This window comes from Pseudomonas sp. C321 (assembly GCF_055407105.1).
The window spans coordinates 344735-364595 of record NZ_JBUZRB010000003.1; the positions used below are offsets into that span (position 1 = coordinate 344735).

Below are 19861 nucleotides of genomic sequence, written 5' to 3' on the forward strand. Positions count from 1 at the left end.
CACCTGCGTTCCACGAAAGGCTCCTGGGCCAGACAGCGGGTGTGCATGACGACAGTCTTCGCTATAATCCGCGACCTGCCCACGCCGCAGGCTCGCCTAGCGCTGTTTTTAATAGCGATTTATCACAGCCTGGGCCGCCATTACCTCGGTCTACCATAGGGCCTGAAAGGATCGCGCATGTTTGAAAACTTGACTGACCGTCTCTCGCAGACGCTGCGCCATGTCACCGGCAAGGCCAAGCTGACTGAGGACAATATTAAAGACACCTTGCGTGAAGTGCGCATGGCGTTGCTGGAAGCCGACGTCGCCTTGCCTGTGGTCAAGGACTTCGTCAACGCAGTCAAGGAGCGTGCGGTCGGCACTGAAGTGTCCCGCAGCCTGACGCCGGGCCAGGCCTTTGTGAAGGTCGTCCAGGCCGAACTCGAAAGCTTGATGGGCGTGGCCAACGAAGATTTGAACCTCAGTGCCGTGCCTCCGGCCGTTGTGCTGATGGCCGGTTTGCAAGGTGCGGGTAAAACCACCACCGCCGGTAAACTCGCGCGCTTCCTTAAAGAGCGCAAGAAAAAGACAGTGATGCTGGTGTCGGCCGACGTTTACCGTCCGGCGGCCATCAAGCAACTGGAAATGCTCGCCGGCGAAGTAGGCGTGACCTTCTTCCCGTCCGACCTGAGCCAGAAGCCGGTTGATATCGCCCAGGCGGCTATTAAAGAAGCCAGGCTGAAATTCATCGACGTGGTTATCGTCGATACCGCCGGTCGCCTGCACATCGATGAAGAGATGATGGGCGAGATCAAGGCGCTGCATGCCGCGATCAACCCGGTGGAAACCCTGTTCGTGGTCGACGCCATGACCGGCCAGGACGCGGCCAACACCGCGAAGGCCTTCGGTGATGCACTGCCGCTGACCGGCGTGATCCTGACCAAGGTCGACGGCGATGCCCGTGGCGGTGCCGCGCTGTCGGTGCGTGCCATCACCGGCAAACCGATCAAGTTCATCGGTATGGGCGAGAAGAGCGAAGCGCTCGAACCATTTCACCCTGAGCGGATTGCCTCACGTATCCTCGGCATGGGCGACGTGCTTAGCCTGATCGAGCAGGCCGAACAGACCCTCGACAAGGACAAGGCCGACAAGCTGGCCAAGAAGCTGAAGAAGGGTAAGGGCTTCGACCTCGAAGACTTCCGCGATCAGCTGCAACAGATGAAGAACATGGGTGGCCTCGGCGGCCTCATGGACAAGCTGCCGAATATCGGTGGCGTCAATCTGGCGCAAATGGGCAACGCCCAGGGCGCGGCAGAGAAGCAATTTAAACAGATGGAAGCCATCATCAATTCCATGACCCCGGCCGAGCGCCGCGACCCTGAGCTGATCAGCGGTTCGCGCAAACGTCGGATCGCCATGGGTTCCGGCACCCAGGTGCAGGACATCGGTCGCTTGATCAAGCAGCACAAGCAGATGCAGAAGATGATGAAGAAATTCTCCGCCAAGGGCGGAATGGCCAAAATGATGCGCGGCATGGGCGGAATGATGCCTGGTCGCGGCATGCCGAAAATGTAAAGAATTCGCGCAAGAGCTTGCTCTTGCTCCGACCCACAGGGATGTGGGATCTCCAGCAAACCCGCACGTGCGGGAGCTGATTGGCCGTTTTTAACGACGGCTCCATTGCAGATCTGAATGGCACGCCGACTAGGCGCCAGAAAAAGACATTTGCAAAAGTCCGGATATTCCTTAGAATATGCGGCCTTTCGGGCACCTATGCCCGCTGTGCATTTAGTTTTGCAGCACCGACTACAGGAACGATCTTCACATGCTAACAATCCGTCTTGCCCTCGGCGGCTCTAAAAAGCGCCCGTTTTACCACTTGACCGTAACCGACAGCCGCAACCCGCGCGACGGTTCGCACAAGGAACAGGTTGGTTTCTTCAACCCGATCGCTCGTGGTCAAGAAGTCCGTCTGTCCGTGAACCAAGAGCGCGTAGCCTACTGGCTGAGCGTTGGTGCACAGCCTTCTGAGCGTGTTGCTCAGTTGCTGAAGGATTCGGCTAAGGCTGCGGCCTGAGCAATATGAACGCGACGCCTGTTGTTGCTGATGATTTGATCGTTATCGGCAAGATTTACTCTGTTCACGGCGTTCGCGGCGAAGTAAAGGTGTACTCCTTTACTGATCCGACTGAAAACCTGTTGCAATACAAAACCTGGACGCTCAAGCGCGAAGGTAGCGTTAAGCAGGTTGAGCTGGTCAGCGGACGTGGGAACGACAAGTTCCTGGTCGCAAAGCTCAAGGATCTTGATGATCGTGAAGAAGCTCGTCTTCTGGCCGGTTACGAGATCTGTGTGCCGCGCAACCTGTTCCCTGAATTGACCGACGGCGAGTACTACTGGTACCAGCTGGAAGGTCTGAAGGTTATCGACCAACTCGGGCAATTGCTCGGGAAGATTGATCATCTTCTGGAAACCGGCGCCAATGATGTAGTGGTGGTCAAGCCTTGCGCTGGCAGCCTGGATGATCGCGAACGCCTGTTGCCCTATACCGAGCAATGCGTGTTGAGCGTCGACCTGGCAGCGGGCGAGATGAAGGTGGAATGGGACGCGGACTTCTAAGCGTGGCTAATTTGCGCGTAGAAGTGATCAGTTTGTTTCCCGAGATGTTTTCCGCCATCAGCGAGTACGGCATCACCAGTCGGGCGGTGAAACAGGGGCTCTTGCAGCTCACCTGTTGGAACCCGCGAGACTACACGACGGATCGACATCACACTGTAGACGATCGCCCATTTGGCGGTGGTCCGGGCATGGTGATGAAGATCAAGCCCCTGGAAGATGCTCTGGTTCAGGCCAAGGCAGCAGCCGGGGAGAAGGCGAAGGTAATTTACCTGTCCCCTCAAGGCCGTCAGCTGAATCAGTCGGCGGTACGCGAGTTGGCGAATCAGGCAAGCTTAATCCTGATTGCCGGTCGCTATGAAGGCATTGACGAGCGTTTTATTGAAGCTCATGTCGATGAAGAGTGGTCGATTGGAGACTATGTCCTGTCTGGCGGCGAGCTGCCGGCGATGGTCCTGATAGATGCGGTTACACGACTGCTGCCTGGAGCTTTAGGGCATGCGGACTCCGCGGAGGAAGATTCCTTCACGGATGGTTTGCTGGATTGCCCGCACTACACCCGACCGGAGGTGTATGCGGATCAGCGTGTTCCCGACGTATTGCTAAGTGGCAATCACGCACACATCCGGCGTTGGCGTTTACAGCAGTCCCTCGGGCGGACCTATGAACGACGCGCCGATCTTCTGGAAAGCCGCTCGCTTTCTGGAGAAGAGAAGAAGCTGCTCGAGGAATACATCCTCGGGCGGGACGATAGTTAACAACGTATCGATGGTAGATCCGACGATCTACCTTAGGAGCACAGCATGACTAACAAAATCATCCTTGCACTCGAAGCAGAGCAGATGACCAAAGAGATCCCTACCTTTGCCCCGGGCGACACTGTTGTCGTTCAGGTGAAAGTGAAGGAAGGCGACCGTTCGCGTCTGCAAGCGTTCGAAGGCGTGGTAATTGCCAAGCGTAACCGTGGTGTGAACAGTGCTTTCACTGTTCGTAAAATCTCCAACGGTGTTGGCGTAGAGCGTACTTTCCAGACCTACAGCCCGCAAATCGACAGCATGGCCGTTAAACGTCGCGGTGACGTACGTAAAGCCAAGCTGTACTACCTGCGTGACCTGTCCGGTAAAGCAGCTCGCATCAAGGAAAAACTGGCTTAAGTCCAGCTTCCCGATGCAGAAAAAAGCAGCCTTCGGGCTGCTTTTTTGTGCCCGCGATTTGAGCCCGGCCTTGGGGAAAAATCCGGGCAACTGCTACGCTGGGCGCGATAGGATCTACCACATCACATGAATCCCCACCGAGCCCTCATGCCCGCCATCGATCATCCCCTGATAGACCGTTTCCTTGATGCCCTCTGGCTGGAAAAAGGCTTGTCGGACAACACTCGTCAGGCCTACCGCAGCGATCTGGCCTTGTTCAACGGCTGGCTGCAGGAGAAAAACCTGGAGTTGATCAATGCCGGTCGCGAACTGATCCTCGATCATCTGTCCTGGCGCCTGGAACAGAGCTACAAGCCGCGTTCCACCGCGCGATTCCTCTCCGGTGTGCGTGGCTTTTATCGTTATTTGTTGCGGGAAAAACTGATTGCCGTCGATCCAACCCTGCAAGTTGATATGCCGCAACTGGGTAGGCCTTTGCCCAAGTCCCTATCAGAAGCTGACGTCGAAGCCCTGCTGGCGGCCCCCGACTTGAGCGAAACCATCGGCCAGCGTGATCGAGCCATGCTGGAGGTGCTGTATGCCTGCGGTCTGCGGGTTACCGAATTGATCAGCCTGACCCTGGAGCAGGTTAATTTGCGCCAGGGCGTACTGCGGGTGATGGGCAAGGGCAGCAAGGAGCGATTGGTGCCCATGGGCGAAGAAGCCATCGTGTGGATCGAGCGCTACATGCGCGATGCCCGCAGCGAACTGCTTGGCGGGCGTCCCAGTGATGTGCTGTTCCCAAGCCAGCGCGGCGAGCAGATGACCCGCCAGACTTTCTGGTATCGCATCAAGCATCAGGCCAAGGTCGCCGGCATCAGTAAGTCGTTGTCGCCCCACACCTTGCGCCATGCTTTCGCTACCCATTTGCTCAACCACGGCGCGGATTTGCGGGTGGTACAGATGCTGCTGGGGCATAGCGATTTATCCACAACCCAGATCTACACCCATGTGGCCCGGGCGCGCTTGCAGGATATGCACGCCAAGCACCATCCTCGCGGGTGAAATAGCTTGCGCAAAAGACCAATTTACCTGCGACAGTCTGCCCCCCGGCCCAACTGTGGTAGGCTTTGCCGGTTCGCAAAGGGGACGGCCCAAACCCGTGTTTCCACATCGGTATTCTTGCTCCCGTCCCTGCATCTGCCTTCAGGAGTTTCCATGCGTTTGACCCAGATTTTTGCCGCCGCAGCCATTGCGTTGGTATCAACCTTTGCCGTCGCCGATGACGCCGCCGAGAAGGCGATTCGTAAGAGTCTGGAAAGCCTCCAGCTCGAAACCCCGGTGGAAAGCATTAGCGCCAGCCCCATGGCCGGCCTGTATGAAGTCAAGCTCAAGGGCAGCCGCGTGCTGTACGCCAGTGGCGACGGCCAATACATCGTCCAGGGTTACCTGTTCCAGTTGAAAGACGGCAAGCCGGTCAACCTGACCGAGAAAGCCGAGCGCCTGGGTGTGTCCAAGTTGATCAACGCCATCCCGGTAGCGGAAACCGTGGTCTACCCGGCCATTGGCGAGACCAAGACCCACATCACCGTCTTCACCGACACCACCTGCCCGTACTGTCACAAGCTGCACGCCGAAGTGTCTGAGCTGAACAAGCTGGGTGTGGAAGTGCGTTATGTAGCGTTCCCGCGTCAGGGCCTAGGCTCGCCAGGCGACGAGCAGTTGCAAGCGGTCTGGTGTGCGACTGACAGGAAAGCGGCCATGGACAAGATGGTCGACGGCAAGGAAATCAAGTCCGCGAAGTGCGCCAACCCGGTTTCCAAACAGTTCGCCCTGGGCCAGTCCATTGGCGTGAACGGTACGCCGGCCATCGTTTTGGCTGACGGCCAGGTCATTCCGGGCTACCAGCCTGCACCACAAATCGCCAAACTGGCGCTGGGTGCAAAATAAACAGTATCGTCGAGCCTTTGACGATCATGCCCCGCCGACAGGTCGACGGGGCATTAATAGAGAGCCGCAGTTGTGCGGCTGTTTTTCACGGCCGACCTTGAGTCGGCCGTTTCATGGGGAGTTCTTCAGTGAAACCGGTCAAAGTAGGCATCTGTGGGTTAGGGACCGTCGGTGGCGGCACCTTGAACGTACTTCAGCGTAACGCCGAGGAAATTTCCCGCCGTGCAGGGCGTGGGATTGAAGTGGCGCAAATTGCCATGCGTACGCCAAAGCCCCAGTTCCAAACGACCGGTATTGCGATTACCAACGATGTCTTTGAAGTCGCCACCAACCCAGAAATCGATATCGTCATCGAGCTGGTGGGCGGTTACACCATCGCCCGTGAACTGGTGCTCAAGGCCATCGAAAACGGTAAGCACGTGGTCACCGCCAACAAGGCGCTGATCGCCGTGCACGGCAACGAGATCTTCGCCAAGGCCCGCGAGAAGGGTGTGATTGTCGCCTTCGAAGCAGCAGTCGCTGGCGGTATCCCGGTGATCAAGGCCATCCGTGAAGGCCTGTCGGCTAACCGCATCAACTGGGTCGCCGGGATCATCAACGGCACCGGTAACTTCATCCTTACCGAAATGCGCGAGAAGGGCCGTACCTTCGAAGACGTGCTGGCCGAAGCCCAGGCACTGGGTTATGCCGAAGCCGATCCGACCTTCGACGTCGAAGGCATCGACGCCGCCCACAAATTGACCATCCTGGCGTCCATTGCCTTTGGTATCCCGCTGCAGTTCGACAAGGCCTACACCGAAGGCATCACCAAGCTGACCACCGCTGACGTGAACTACGCCGAAGCCCTGGGCTACCGCATCAAGCACCTGGGCGTAGCGCGCAGCACTGCGGCCGGTATCGAGTTGCGTGTACACCCGACGCTGATTCCGGCCGATCGCCTGATCGCCAACGTCAATGGCGTGATGAACGCCGTGATGGTCAACGGTGACGCTGCTGGCTCGACCTTGTTCTACGGCGCTGGCGCCGGCATGGAGCCGACGGCTTCGTCGGTGATCGCCGACCTGGTGGACGTGGTTCGCGCCATGACCAGCGACCCGGAAAACCGCGTGCCGCACCTGGCCTTCCAGCCTGACTCGCTGTCGGCTCACCCGATCCTGCCGATCGAGGCCTGCGAAAGCTCCTACTACCTGCGCATCCAGGCCAAGGACCATCCGGGCGTGTTGGCCCAAGTGGCCAGCATCTTGTCGGAACGCGGCATCAACATTGAATCGATCATGCAGAAGGAAGTCGAAGAACACGACGGCCTGGTGCCCATGATTCTGCTGACCCACCGTGTGCTGGAACAGCACATGAACGATGCCATTACCGCGCTGGAAGCCCTGCAGGGCGTGGTTGGGCCGGTGGTGCGGATTCGCGTCGAACATCTTAATTAATGCAGCTGCAAGCTATCAGCTACAAGCTGCAAGTAAGAGCCGAGTCGCTCTAACTTGTAGCTTGCAGCTTGAGGCTTGAAGCCCAAACCGAAGGTTTGCTTTTATGCGCTACATCAGCACCCGCGGCCAGGCACCGGCCCTGAATTTTGAAGACGTCCTGCTGGCCGGTTTGGCTACTGACGGCGGCCTGTACGTGCCGGAAAACCTGCCACGCTTCACCCAGGAAGAAATCGCCTCCTGGGCCGGCCTGCCGTACCACGAGCTGGCGTTTCGGGTCATGCGCCCGTTCGTCACCGGCAGTATTCCGGATGCCGATTTCAAGAAGATTCTGGAAGAGACGTATGGCGTGTTTTCCCACAGCGCCATCGCCCCATTGCGTCAGCTGAATGGTAACGAATGGGTCCTGGAGTTGTTCCACGGCCCGACCCTGGCGTTCAAGGATTTCGCCCTGCAATTGCTGGGTCGCCTGCTCGACTACGTGCTGGAAAAGCGCGGCGAACGCGTGGTGATCATTGGTGCCACCTCCGGTGATACCGGCTCGGCGGCCATCGAAGGTTGCAAACACTGCGAAAACGTCGACATCTTCATCCTGCATCCGCACAACCGTGTATCGGAAGTGCAGCGCCGGCAGATGACCACGCTCTTCGGCGACAACATCCATAACATCGCCATCGAAGGCAACTTCGATGACTGCCAGGAAATGGTCAAGGCCAGCTTTGCTGACCAGAGCTTCCTCAAGGGCACGCGCCTGGTGGCGGTGAACTCGATCAACTGGGCGCGGATCATGGCCCAGATCGTCTACTACTTCCATGCAGCCCTGCAGCTGGGCGGCCCGGCGCGTTCGGTGTCGTTCTCGGTGCCGACCGGCAACTTCGGCGACATCTTTGCCGGCTACCTGGCGCGCAACATGGGCCTGCCGATCAACCAACTGATCGTCGCCACCAATCGCAACGACATCCTGCACCGCTTCATGAGCGGCAACCAGTACGTCAAGGAAACCCTGCACGCGACACTGTCGCCGTCGATGGACATCATGGTTTCGTCCAACTTCGAACGCCTGCTGTTTGACATGCACGGTCGTAATGGTGCGGCCCTGGCTGGCCTGATGGACAGCTTCAAGCAAGGTGGCGGCTTCAGCGTCGAGCAAGAGCGCTGGACCGAAACCCGCAAGCTGTTCGACTCCCTGGCCGTGGACGACGCCCAGACCTGCGAAACCATCGCCGAAGTCTACGCCCAGACCGGCGAGTTGCTGGACCCGCACACCGCCATCGGCGTCAAGGCCGCGCGGGAATGCCGTCGCAGCCTGGACATTCCGATGGTGATCCTCGGCACCGCCCACCCGGTCAAGTTTCCGGAAGCGGTGGAAAAGGCTGGTATCGGCAAGGCACTGGAACTTCCGCCACACCTGGCGGACCTGTTCGAGCGTGAGGAGCGTTGCACGGTATTGGCTAATGACCTGAAAGCAGTGCAGGCGTTTGTCAGCCAGCATGGTAATCGTGGCAAGCCGCTCTGATCCCAAGGCTTTACGTGGTTGATCAAGCCCGTCTTCGTGACGGGCTTTTTCATTGTGGCGAGCCATACTTGCGCAGGCGACTGACAAGAACAATCAAGGAACCAACACGGTGTGTTTATCGACCCGAGGGTACGTATGGCTGGTGTGTGTGCTGTTGATCGGCCATGGGCCTGCAAGCCTGGCCGCTGTCAGTCTGCCCTTCAAGCTGGTGCCGGCGTTTATCCCGCTGGAGCCTTTGTCCCTGACCCCCGCCGAGCAGCAATGGATGGCGGCCCATCGGACATTGAAGGTGGGCATCTCCATTGATGACTACCAGCCGATTGATATCACCCGCGACCACAATCGCTACCAGGGCATCAGTGCCGATTACCTGAGCCTGATCGGTGCGCGTCTCGATGCGCCGATGCAAGTACTGGGCTTCGCCGAACGGGCACAGGCAGTAGAAGCCTTGCGTACCGGAGCTATCGATATTCTCACCAGCGCCAACGGCTATGAGCGCGACGTGCCCGGGCTGCGATTTACCCGTGACTACATGCCGGATCGCTCGGTGGTGGTCGTGCGCCGGGACGACACCACCCAGAACGATGACCTCAAGGACAAGAAGGTGGTGTTGCTCGACGGCTACGCCAACGTCAATAACGTCCATAGGGCGTATCCCGACAGTCATATCATGCTGGCGCCCAATCTCTACAGTGGCCTTGAAGCGCTCAAGCAAGGCGATGCCGATGCGTTTATCGGCAACGAAGTGATCGTGCGGGCCTACAAGTCGCTGCGCCCCTACCTGGGCTTGCAGATCAAGGTAGAGAGCAGGCTCGCGCCCATTGGCTTTGCCTTTGCCACGCGTGAGGCCGACCCGCTATTGGGGACGATGATGGACCGGGCGCTGTCGAGTATCGATGAGTCGGTGCAGCGGGAAATCCTGGCGCGCTGGACCACCGGCCTGGGCGTCGGCCTTGCGGCGGAACGTATAGCCTTGTCGGCCTCGGAGCGGGCGTGGGTGCTTCGGCATCCTCATGTGGTGGTGGCGTCCCAGCAACTGTCGCCGTATGTATTCAAGGACAAGGAGGGCCAGTGGGTGGGCCTGAATGTCGACCTGCTCAACCGGATTTCTCGCATGACCGGCGTGCAGTTCGTCCTGGAGGAAGTGTTTTCCACCACGCAAACCCTGGCGTTGCTGGAGACGGGCAGGGCGGATATGAACACCACCTTGGTCGAGAATCAGGAGCGCAAGGCACTTCTCAATTTCAGCCATGGTTTTGGCGGCTCCGGATGGGTGTTTATCCAGCGCGTCGATGCACCACCACTGACCGGGTTGAGCGAGCTTTCCGGCAAGGTGCTGGCGCTGCCGGCACGCCATGTTCTGGAAAGTTACATTCGCCGTGAGCATCCCGAGATTGAGCTGCGGTCGGTGGGTAATTATGCCCAGGCCCGTGAGCTGGTGATCCGGGGTGACGCGGCGGCGACCATACAGAGCGAAGTGGAGGTACAGAGTTACCCGGCCGATGAGTTGCGCGTCGGTCGCAGTGTCGAGGGCAAGTGGTCGGCTAACAGCCTGTCGGTGCGCAAGGACCAACCCGAGCTGCTGAGCATTTTGAACAAGGCGCTGGAGGCGCTACCCGTTGCCGAGTTGAGCGCTTTGCGCCTGCGCTGGCTGGGTGCCGTGCCAATCCCTGTGCCGGCCTGGCAGCGTGTGCCACCTTGGGCTTATTGGACGGTCGCCATGGCGATCCTGTTTGTGCTGGTGTCCCTGGCCTGGAACAGCCGGCTCAAGCGCCAGATCCGCCATCGGGAGGAGGCTGAGCATCGCCTCAACGATCAGTTGGCCTTCAAGAGCGCTCTGCTCGATGGCATGCCCAACCCGGTGTTTGTGCGTGATCTGGCCGGCCGCTTGGTGACTTGTAACACCAGCTATGAGCAGCAGTTGGCCACCCGGCGTGAACAGATTCAAGGTCTGACGCTGATGGAAAGCGGCCTGATGCCCGAGGCGACAGCCGCGCGCCTGCACGCCGGTCACATGGAGCAACTGGCGACGCAACAGTCGCTGTTTGTCGATCGGCAACTGGAGTTCAACGGTGGGACCTTTCACGTCTATCAATGGACGGTGCCGTTTTTTGACGCTCAGGGCCAATTGCAGGGCTTGCTTGGTGGCTGGATCGACATCAACGAGCGCAAGGTCCTGGAAAACCAGTTGATGGATGCACGCCAGGCCGCCGAGGAGGCGAACTATGCGAAAAGTGCCTTCCTCTCGACCCTGAGCCACGAGATTCGCACACCGATGACCGCCATCATCGGTTTGCTTGAATTGGAACAGGAGCGAGCCTTGGCCGAAGGCAAACCCGTGTCCGAAGCGCTGCGTGTGGCCCATCGCTCGGCGCGGGAGCTGATCGCGCTGATGGGCGACAGCCTGGATCTGGCCAAGATCGAAGCGGGTCATTTACAGCTGGCGCCGCAAACCACCGACCTGAAAGGCTTTTTCGTAGGTATTCAGCGGCTGTTTGAAGCCATGGCCCAGAAAAAGAACCTGCACTTGACCCTGGCCTTTGATCCGGCGGCGCAAGGGTATTACTGGTTCGACCCGCTGCGCCTGCGCCAGGTGATGCATAACCTGTTGGGCAATGCGCTCAAGTTTACCGAGCGCGGAGAGGTTCGCGTCAGTGTCGCCTGCAAGCTGGACAAGGTAGGTGGCCATTACCTGCACTTGTGTGTCGAGGACAGCGGGCCGGGTATCGGTATCGAGCAACAGGCGCGGGTGTTCAAGCCGTTTATCCAGGTCAGCGCGCTGACGGCGGCCGAACACGGCGGGACGGGCCTGGGCTTGAGCATCTGCCAGCAACTGGTGGAGTTGATGGGCGGCACTATCACCCTGAAAAGTGTCGTGGGGGAGGGCACAGTGGTGTGCATCGACCTGTACCTGGACCGGGTCAGCAGTGACGATGTGCCGGCGGCGCCTGTTGTGCCGTTGCCTGCTGCCGGCCGCAGCCTGTCGGTATTGATCGTGGATGACCTGCCGGCTAACCGTCTGGTGCTGGCTCAGCAGTTGCAGTTTCTCGGCCATCAGGTGGTGGCCCTTGATTCGGCCGAGGCGGCCTTGCAGCGTTGGCGCCACGAGGTGTTTGACGTGCTGGTGACCGATTGCAACATGCCGGGCATGTCCGGCTATGCCTTGAGCGAGGCCATCCGCCGGATTGAAGCGCAGGAGCAAAGACCACGCAGCGTGCTGGTGGGCTGCACGGCCAATGCCCTGGATGACGAGCAGCAGCGTTGCCAGGAGGCGGGAATGGACGAGCTGCTGGTCAAGCCGATCACCCTGGAACACTGGGCCCGGGTGCTCGCCCGCGTGGCGCCTTCGCGCTCCTTTGATATTCATACCCTGCGCACCATGACTCAGGCCGACGGGCCGGTCCTGCAGCGGATGTTGCAGGAACTGGCGAAGAGCCTTGAGCATGAACAGGAAGTGATGGCCGCGGGCTTGGCGGATCAAGACCTGGGGCGATTGACCGCCTCGCTGCATCGCCTCAAGGGGATTTGTTGCCTGGTGGATGCGTTGCCGCTGGCTAAGGCCTGCGTGGCGCTTGAAACCTGTGTCCGAGAGCAGCATGGCGACGAGATCGAGGCGCATTGGCTGACGCTGTGCCAAGCGCTGATTGAGTTGCGCAGTGACCTTGAACCTTATCTGGATGAGGGCAAATAGGACTCGTCCTATGGGGTTTTACCGGGGCTTTGGCTAGTCTGGGCAGCCTCGCGTCTCCCCGGTAGAGTTTCTCATGCGCTCCCTTAACGTCCTGATCCTTGAAGATAACCCGTTCCAGCTGATGGCCCTGCACCAGATGCTCAATGCCAACGGTGTGTTCAACGTGCTGACGGCCGAAAGTGTCGAGGCCGCCCGCCAGTCACTGGAGAGCAAGGGGCCGGTGGACATCGCTATTTGCGATCTGTACCTGGAGCAGGGCGATGGCCTGGAACTAATCCGTGAGTTGGCCGAGCGTCGGCTGGCTCAAGTGCTGATTCTGTTGAGCAGTGCCGAGCCGGACGTTTTGGAGGGCGTCGCGAACATGGCGCGCCAGGCCGGGCTCAATGTGCTGGGGTGCTTGCCCAAGCCAGCGTCGGCCAAGTTGATCGGGCAATTGTTGACGGCTTGCCAGCAGCGCTTGCGTACAGGGCCGCCGGTCATGTCTTGGGAACTGGTGCGTCAGTTGCTGGGCTTGAGTGAAGTAGAGACGCTGCCACCCTCGCCGGATGTCAGTCAGGCTGCCATCGCGCGCTGCGCCAATGCCTGGTTTCAGCCTATCGTCAGTCAGGCGGGAGAGTTGCAAGGGGTTGAGGCGCTTGCCCGGTGGCAGCATCCTGAGGGCGAATTGCTGTTGCCCGAGGAGTTTCTTCCGGCGCTGGAGTTTGCTGGCCTGGAAGAAGCGTTTACCTGGCATATCCTGGAAGAGGCGCTAGGCATTGCCTCTCAGGTATTACGGGATACGGGCAAGGTACTGCCGGTGGCGGTCAACCTTGCGGGTCGGATGCTGGAACATCCGCACTTTCCCCAGATGCTGCAAGGGTTGTTGCAACGCTACGCCGTACCTGCCAGCAGCCTGACCCTGGAACTGGTCGAAACTTCTCGTTTAAAGACCGATAGCGCCCATATCACCGGTTTGCTCCGCTTGCGGATGATCGGCTGCAAGCTGTCCATCGGTGACTTCGGCGTGGGTGGCACCAGTTTGCAGCGCTTGCTGGAGCTGCCCTTCACTGAACTGAAAATCCCGCCTGCCTTCGCCTGCGGGATGGCGGGCGATGAACGCAAAGCTGCGGTGGTCGCCGGGGCCATGGGTATGGCTGGGCATCTGGGCGTGGGTGTGGTGGTCACCGGTATTGAAACCGCTGCCGACCGTGACGCCGTGTGTGAATTGGGACCTGCCTGGTTGCAAGGCTGCTTTATCGCTCCCCCCATGTGCGCTCAAGCGCTAAAGAGATGGATCGTGCAGTACCCGGGGTTTGCGGTCTAGGTTAGACCGTGTTCTTGCACGTAAATGAACAGCGCTGCATCGCTGGCCAGTCCGAGCTTGCGCATGGCTCCGACTTTTTGCGCACTGACGGTCTGTTTGCTGCGATGGAGGTTCGCCGCGATTTCGCCCACCGTCAATCCTGCAGCCAGCAGGCGGATCACTTCCAGTTCACGGGGTGACAGTTGATCCTGGGAATGCAGCCGATCAGGGCCTGCCAGGCTCAGCGCCTGACGAATGGTGTGTGCCACATAGGGTCGTTGGTGCCGTGCCTGCCTGATCGCTTCAGGCAGCTCATTCGCTAGGCTGGCCTTGCTCAGCAGGCCCATGACGCCCAGTTCCAGGATGGCGTGAAATAACCCGGCGTTATTGAGCATGGTCACCACCACGATGGGCAGGGTCGGGTAATGGCGACGTAGCTGTTCAATCAGGCGCAAGCCATCTGCCTGGGGCTCGGCGGGCATCATGAAGTCGGTGACCAGCACATCGCAGGGGCAGTGTTGCAGCAGCTCGGTAAGGGCTTGGGGGGAGTTGGCTTCACCGACGATGCTCAGCCGTTCGTCGTGCTCCAGTACCGCCCGCAAACCGATGAGGAAAATCGGATGGTCATCGGCGAGGACGATGCGCAATGGCTTTTCAGACGCTCTCAAGGCGGGCTCCCGGGATAATCCGGGGATTCTAGCCTGTTAGCGGGGGGAGTGAGCTGAAGGCGGTGCGCAGCGATGCTCAAAAAATGCCGCTTTCCCTCCGTTATAGGTCTTGCCAATAACGTCAATGGCCCAAGAGTCGTCTGATTTCAGGTTATTAAATAAGCAGTTATGAGCGACCGTTTTTTCATTGTCATGTTGCAAGCGCATGCTCTTTAAGTTATTCCCCTACAGGCCCCAAAGACGAAAAGGCGAACTTTCCTACGTCACAAGTAGTCACTAAGGGTAGATGCAGCTCCCGTTTACACGATTGTTTTCGAACTATTGAGTGGTGATCGAGATGGAAAGTATCAGCCTATTGCTCGGTGAAGCACTGAGCCCTTATCAGGTTACGCTGACCACCTCTGGTGTGCAGGGCGAATGCCTGGTGACCGTGAAGAACCCAGCCGGTGCCATTGTTGTCGAGCGTGAAGTCGACCGGGCGCAATTGACCGACAAGCGCTCACTGGTGGACGTAGTGGACTGTCTGCACCGCGACTTGATGATCGCCGAAGGGCGCCTGGAACCCTCGGTTATCGCGGCGTTGCGCAACGCGGCCCTGACCCGTACCGGCGCGGTGGCATGAAGAATTATTTTTATTTGGAACCTTCCTACGGTAGGGCGAGTCAGATTTTGTAACAGCAAGATCAAGCATTGTGCTCCGGTGCTTGTAGCTTGTTGTACTGGTCTTTATAGGCCACGTTTAACCCCGAGTCGTCTCCCCACTTCTCGGGGTTTCTTTTTGCCCGGGATTTGTCATTGGCCTGGAGAATCTTCGAAAAACTGCGGGTTGTCTTTCAGGTATTGTTCGCGCAGCACCGGGTCGAGCCATGAGGCGTAGGACTGTAGCAGTGGCTCCTGGGGAACGCTTTGCAACACGTGGTCGATGTGTTCAATGGCTTGTCGACCCTGGGCCGTGTCGGAGCAACCGATATGGATTCGCTGATAAAGCGCGGTGCCGGTGATCGGATAGAAGATCAAGTCGTTGGGATCAATACCCTGTTGCCGGGCCTGATAACGAATTTCCGTCCAGTAGCCCAGCACAGCCTCCAGTCGCCCCAGGCGCTGCATTTGCAACAGGCTTCCCAGTGCATCGTTGCCGTAATGCGGCGCTAGTTTGTGCGGGTCAGTGTGTTGCAATCGCTCATCAATGAAAGGGCCATAGCTGCGCTCGGCGACTACCCCAAGGCGCGCGTCCCTGGCGTCCAACAGCTTTCCCAGGTCGACCTTGCCGTCAACGACGAAAGGCGCCAGCGCGTCCTGTTGGGATCGACGGATCGCCACGCCATTGCTTAGCACCGCGAACGCTTGGGTGGAAAATACAATCGACTTTGCTCGTGCCTGCGTCCACAGCAAGGACGGATCGCAGGTGAAGGAGGGCGCCAGCAGCATTTGCATGCCTCGGGCACGGTTGACGTGGAGGATCTGGTGCCGGTATTCCGGCAAGTGTTCAATGAGTATCGGCAGAAATTGGTCGACGGTGCCCTGACCCTTTTGCGGGCCTTCGAAAATGGTCATCGGCGGCAGGTCGCGCACCAGCCACGTCAAGGTTACCTCGGCCTGGCTCGATAGCGGCAGCGCCCCGAGCAGCGAAGTAATGAAAAATAGGCGAAGGAAGCGTCTCTTGAGGCGACAGGCCATTATCTTGAGTGTTCTCCTGAAAACCGCATCAGATAGCGCCGTCTTTACGCAAACGGGTAATGGCCACGTCGTCGTAGCCCAGTGAGTTGAGCACCACAGCGTTGTGCTCTCCCAACTGCGGGCCGACCCACTCGCAGCTGCCGGGGGTGTCCGAGAGTTTGGGCACGATGCCGGGCATCTTGAAGTCCTTGCCCCCTGGCAGCTTCGCCTGGAGGAACATCTCGCGGGCGAGAAATTGCGGATCGCCGAGCATGTCTTCAGCGCTGTAGATCCGGCTGGCGGGTACCTCGGCCTGGTTCAACTGCTCTACCACTTGCTCCAGTGGCAACGAATTGACCCATCGATCAATCACCCCATACAGCTCGTCGCGCCGGCTGTCACGGCCATCGTTGCTGGCAAGTTGCGGGTCATTGGCCAAATCCTCGCGCCCAATGACCAGCATGAAACGCTTGAAGATCGCATCGCCATTGGCGCCGATCTGCACATGCTTGCCGTCGGCGCTGGTGTGGATCGACGAGGGCGTAATTCCCGGCATGATATTGCCGGTGCGCTCGCGGATAAAACCGAACACGTCGAACTCCGGAATCATGCTTTCCATCATGGCGAAGATGGCTTCATACAACGCCACATCCACCACCTGGCCCAGGCCACCGTTGACCTCGCGATGACGCAAAGCCATCAGCGCGCCGATCACCGCCCACAAGGCGGCAATCGAATCGCCGATGGAAATCCCGGTTCGCACCGGCGCACGGTCCTCGAAACCAGTGATATAGCGCAGGCCACCCATGGATTCGCCCACCGCGCCGAATCCCGGTTGATTCTTCATCGGCCCGGTCTGGCCGAAGCCCGAGAGGCGCACCATCACCAGTTTAGGGTTCAGCGCGTGCAAGGTTTCCCAGCTAAGGCCGAGTTTTTCCAGCACCCCAGGGCGAAAGTTCTCGATCAGAATGTCCGCATCTGCCAGCAATTGCTTGAGGATCGCTAGGCCGTCCGGGTGTTTGAGGTTCAGGGTCAGCGACTGTTTGTTGCGCGCCTGGACGAACCACCACAAGGACGTGCCTTCATACAGCTTGCGCCATTTGCGCAGAGGGTCGCCGCCATCCGGGGATTCGACCTTGATCACCTCGGCACCGAACTCGGCGCAGATGCGGGACGCGAAAGGGCCGGCGATCAGAGTGCCGAGTTCGATGACTTTCAGGCCGGCAAGCGGTTTGGCGGTAAACGACATGAGGATCCTTTCAGGCGCGTGGCGTGTTTGTGATGCCTTTTAACATAGGCGAGCGGTGCAGGGATAAGGATGATATAGCGCAGGATTCGTTGAATGCCCCCTCCATCGGTTAGACTTGCCGCCTTTCCCTGTCTCTAGAAGTCCGTTCATGGCCCAGCCGTCCACGACCTACAAATTTGAACTCAACCTCACCGACCTCGATCGTTCGGTGTACGAGAGCGTCAAGCGGACCATCGCCCGCCACCCGTCGGAAACCGAAGAGCGCATGACCGTGCGTTTGCTGGCCTATGCCTTTTGGTACAACGAGCAGTTGTCGTTTGGTCGTGGTCTGTCAGATGTAGACGAGCCAGCCCTGTGGGAAAAAAGCCTGGATGATCGGGTTTTGCACTGGATCGAAGTCGGCCAGCCCGATGCCGACCGCCTGACCTGGTGCTCGCGTCGCACCGAACGCACCAGCTTGCTGGCTTACGGCAGCTTGCGGGTCTGGGAAGGCAAGGTGATTCCCGTGGCGAAAAACCTGAAAAACGTGCACATCGCTGCCGTGCCCCAGGAGATTCTCGAAACCTTGGCCAAAGACATGCCACGGGTGATCAAGTGGGACGTGATGATCAGCGAGGGTACGATCTTTGTGACCGATGACCGTGGCCAGCATGAAGTCCAGCTTGAATGGCTGGTTGGCGAGCGCGGCTAGGCATTGGTTTTATGCGGCCTCCTGTAGGAGCGAGCTTGCTCGCGATGAACCTGAGGACAACGCGTTTATTCAGGCAACACGCGTCATCGTTAACGACCATCGCGAGCAAGCTCGCTCCTAGAATTTAAGAGAAGCCCCCGTCACCCCATGCGTATCGAACCTCGCCCGCTGCCCGCCGTCCTGCCATTTCTCGGTGAACTGCCACCGCTGTTGACCCGACTCTACGCCGCACGTGGGGTGGAGTCGGAAGCCGAGCTGGATAAAAGCCTGGCACGGTTGATCCCGTATCAGCAGCTCAAGGGTATCGATGCCGCAGTGGATTTGCTGGTGATCGCCCTGGAGCAGCGCCAGCGGATCCTGATCGTCGGTGACTTTGATGCCGACGGCGCCACCGCCAGCACCGTGGGCATGCTTGGCCTGCGCTTGCTCGGTGCCGCTCACGTCGACTACCTGGTGCCCAACCGTTTTGAGTACGGCTATGGCCTGACCCCGGAAATCGTCGCCGTGGCCCTGCAGCGCGAGCCGCAGTTGCTGATCACCGTGGACAACGGCATCTCCAGCGTCGAAGGCGTGGCGGCGGCGAAAGCGGCGGGGCTCAAGGTGCTCGTCACCGACCACCATTTGCCCGGCGACGAACTACCGGCGGCTGATGCTATCGTCAACCCGAACCAGCCAGGCTGCGAGTTCCCCAGCAAAGCCCTGGCCGGTGTTGGCGTGATCTTCTACGTGCTGATGGCCTTGCGCGCCCGTTTGCGCAACCTTGGCTGGTACGAGAGCAAACCCCAGCCGAACATCGGCGAGCTGTTGGACCTGGTGGCCCTGGGCAGCGTGGCCGACGTGGTCCCCCTGGACGCCAACAACCGCATCCTGGTCTATCAAGGCCTGGAACGCATTCGCGCCGGTCGCGCCCGGCCGGGGATCAAGGCGATCCTCGAAGTGGCCAAGCGCGATCACGCGCGCATCACGTCCACCGACCTGGGTTTTATCCTTGGCCCAAGGCTCAACGCCGCCGGCCGTCTGGATGATATGAGCCTGGGCATCGAATGCCTGCTCACCAGCGACTTCGCCGCGGCCCGGGAAATGGCCGCGCAACTGGACGGCATGAACCAGGACCGCAAGTCCATCGAGCAGGGCATGCAGCGCGAAGCGCTGGCCCAACTCAAGGACTTGCCGGTGGAGTCCATGCCGTTCGGCCTGTGCCTGTTCGATCCGGAGTGGCACCAGGGCGTCATCGGGATTCTGGCGTCGCGGATGAAAGAGCGTTACTTCCGCCCGACCATCGCCTTTGCCGATGCCGGCGACGGCTTGCTCAAGGGGTCGGGGCGTTCGGTTCCGGGCTTTCATATTCGCGATGCCCTGGCGGTGGTGGCTAGCCAGCACCCGAACCTGATCGCCAAGTACGGCGGCCACGCCATGGCGGCCGGCCTGACCTTGCCTGAAGCCAATTTCCCGCTGTTCGCCGAAGCCTTCGACGCCGAAGTACGTCGGCAGTTGCGCGAAGAAGACCTCACCGGCCGCCTGCTATCTGATGGCACCCTGGCGGTCGAGGAATTCCACCTGGAACTGGCCCGCGCCCTGCGCAACGCCGGGCCGTGGGGCCAGCATTTTCCCGAGCCGTTGTTTCACGGTGTGTTCCAGTTGGTGGAACAGCGTGTGGTGGGCGAGCGGCACCTCAAAGTGGTACTCAAGAGTGAATGTGGCTCGGTGAAACTGGACGGCATCGCCTTTGGCATCGACCGCGAGATTTGGCCAAACCCGACCATTCGCTGGGTGGAGTTGGCCTACAAGCTGGACGTCAATGAATTTCGTGGCCAGGAAACCGTACAGTTGATGATTGCCCACATCGAGCCGCGCTGAACCCTGTGCAATCCCCCGTTGTCGACTAATCTCTAAGTACTGTGTGATTGGTCTTGTGACCTTGTCTTTTTTCAGCCCGCCGGGGACGGGTTTTTCGTCGACCTTTCAAACAGAACCCTGGAGCCTGCCCACTGCATAAAAGA

The 19861-nt window shown here is 59.3% G+C and carries 17 protein-coding genes; 14 read left to right on the forward strand and 3 right to left on the reverse strand.

Annotation, left to right across the window (positions count from 1 at the left end; translation table 11 throughout):
• Positions 1 to 177: 177 nt before the first annotated feature.
• From ffh to ACZRJ6_RS11235, 11 genes are all read left to right on the forward strand, one after another.
• A complete protein-coding gene (gene ffh, locus ACZRJ6_RS11185) occupies positions 178 to 1554 on the forward strand; it encodes a signal recognition particle protein (protein ID WP_463968157.1) in 1377 nt (458 codons plus the stop codon).
• Between the two features lie 250 nt (positions 1555 to 1804).
• Positions 1805 to 2056 carry a 30S ribosomal protein S16 gene (gene rpsP / locus ACZRJ6_RS11190; protein WP_025854836.1) on the forward strand — a complete coding sequence of 84 codons (252 nt, stop codon included), beginning with the start codon at positions 1805 to 1807 and terminating at the stop codon, positions 2054 to 2056.
• A gap of 5 nt (positions 2057 to 2061) precedes the next feature.
• Positions 2062 to 2598, forward strand: coding sequence for a ribosome maturation factor RimM (gene rimM, locus ACZRJ6_RS11195; protein ID WP_133102130.1), 537 nt, complete (start codon positions 2062 to 2064; stop codon positions 2596 to 2598).
• Complete coding sequence (gene trmD / locus ACZRJ6_RS11200; RefSeq protein ID WP_178114431.1) at positions 2580 to 3353, forward strand: tRNA (guanosine(37)-N1)-methyltransferase TrmD; 774 nt, start codon at positions 2580 to 2582, stop codon at positions 3351 to 3353. Before rimM ends, trmD begins: the two co-directional genes overlap by 19 nt.
• 45 nt (positions 3354 to 3398) lie before the next feature.
• Entirely contained in the window at positions 3399 to 3749 is a 351-nt protein-coding gene (gene rplS / locus ACZRJ6_RS11205) for a 50S ribosomal protein L19 (protein ID WP_063322826.1), read from the forward strand.
• Positions 3750 to 3896: 147 nt separating this feature from the next.
• Positions 3897 to 4793: a site-specific tyrosine recombinase XerD gene (gene xerD / locus ACZRJ6_RS11210; RefSeq protein WP_463968158.1), complete on the forward strand. Its 897-nt coding sequence runs from the start codon at positions 3897 to 3899 to the stop codon at positions 4791 to 4793.
• A 153-nt stretch (positions 4794 to 4946) separates the two neighbouring features.
• The gene (dsbC, locus tag ACZRJ6_RS11215; protein ID WP_463968159.1) at positions 4947 to 5678 is read left to right on the forward strand and encodes a bifunctional protein-disulfide isomerase/oxidoreductase DsbC; all 732 of its coding nucleotides are present in this window, start codon (positions 4947 to 4949) and stop codon (positions 5676 to 5678) included.
• A gap of 128 nt (positions 5679 to 5806) precedes the next feature.
• Positions 5807 to 7111: a homoserine dehydrogenase gene (locus ACZRJ6_RS11220; protein ID WP_133102134.1), complete on the forward strand. Its 1305-nt coding sequence runs from the start codon at positions 5807 to 5809 to the stop codon at positions 7109 to 7111.
• A gap of 103 nt (positions 7112 to 7214) precedes the next feature.
• Positions 7215 to 8624, forward strand: coding sequence for a threonine synthase (thrC, locus tag ACZRJ6_RS11225; RefSeq protein ID WP_350613672.1), 1410 nt, complete (start codon positions 7215 to 7217; stop codon positions 8622 to 8624).
• Between the two features lie 109 nt (positions 8625 to 8733).
• Entirely contained in the window at positions 8734 to 12315 is a 3582-nt protein-coding gene (locus tag ACZRJ6_RS11230; RefSeq protein ID WP_463968160.1) for a transporter substrate-binding domain-containing protein, read from the forward strand.
• A 73-nt stretch (positions 12316 to 12388) separates the two neighbouring features.
• Positions 12389 to 13618 (forward strand): EAL domain-containing response regulator, encoded by a 1230-nt coding sequence (locus ACZRJ6_RS11235; RefSeq protein WP_463968161.1) that lies wholly within the window; start codon positions 12389 to 12391, stop codon positions 13616 to 13618.
• Here ACZRJ6_RS11235 and ACZRJ6_RS11240 read toward each other — a convergent pair.
• Complete coding sequence (locus tag ACZRJ6_RS11240) at positions 13615 to 14244, reverse strand: response regulator (protein WP_463968423.1); 630 nt, start codon at positions 14242 to 14244, stop codon at positions 13615 to 13617. The genes ACZRJ6_RS11235 and ACZRJ6_RS11240 overlap by 4 nt on opposite strands.
• Before the next feature lie 358 nt (positions 14245 to 14602).
• Here ACZRJ6_RS11240 and ACZRJ6_RS11245 point away from each other — a divergent pair, with 358 nt between their 5' ends.
• Positions 14603 to 14887, forward strand: a complete 285-nt coding sequence (locus ACZRJ6_RS11245; RefSeq protein ID WP_149412458.1) for a DUF3509 domain-containing protein — start codon at positions 14603 to 14605, stop codon at positions 14885 to 14887.
• Between the two features lie 170 nt (positions 14888 to 15057).
• Here the strand turns inward: ACZRJ6_RS11245 and ACZRJ6_RS11250 are convergent, their stop codons facing one another.
• A complete protein-coding gene (locus ACZRJ6_RS11250) occupies positions 15058 to 15942 on the reverse strand; it encodes a TIGR02285 family protein (protein ID WP_463968162.1) in 885 nt (294 codons plus the stop codon).
• Between the two features lie 28 nt (positions 15943 to 15970).
• A complete protein-coding gene (locus tag ACZRJ6_RS11255; protein WP_463968163.1) occupies positions 15971 to 17170 on the reverse strand; it encodes a CaiB/BaiF CoA transferase family protein in 1200 nt (399 codons plus the stop codon).
• A gap of 148 nt (positions 17171 to 17318) precedes the next feature.
• On the opposite strand from ACZRJ6_RS11255, the gene ACZRJ6_RS11260 reads away from it, so the two are divergent.
• Both ACZRJ6_RS11260 and recJ read left to right on the forward strand, forming a co-directional pair.
• Positions 17319 to 17861 (forward strand): YaeQ family protein, encoded by a 543-nt coding sequence (locus ACZRJ6_RS11260; protein ID WP_463968164.1) that lies wholly within the window; start codon positions 17319 to 17321, stop codon positions 17859 to 17861.
• Between the two features lie 147 nt (positions 17862 to 18008).
• On the forward strand, positions 18009 to 19718 hold the full coding sequence (recJ, locus tag ACZRJ6_RS11265) for a single-stranded-DNA-specific exonuclease RecJ (protein ID WP_463968165.1): 1710 nt from the start codon (positions 18009 to 18011) through the stop codon (positions 19716 to 19718).
• Positions 19719 to 19861: the final 143 nt, after the last annotated feature.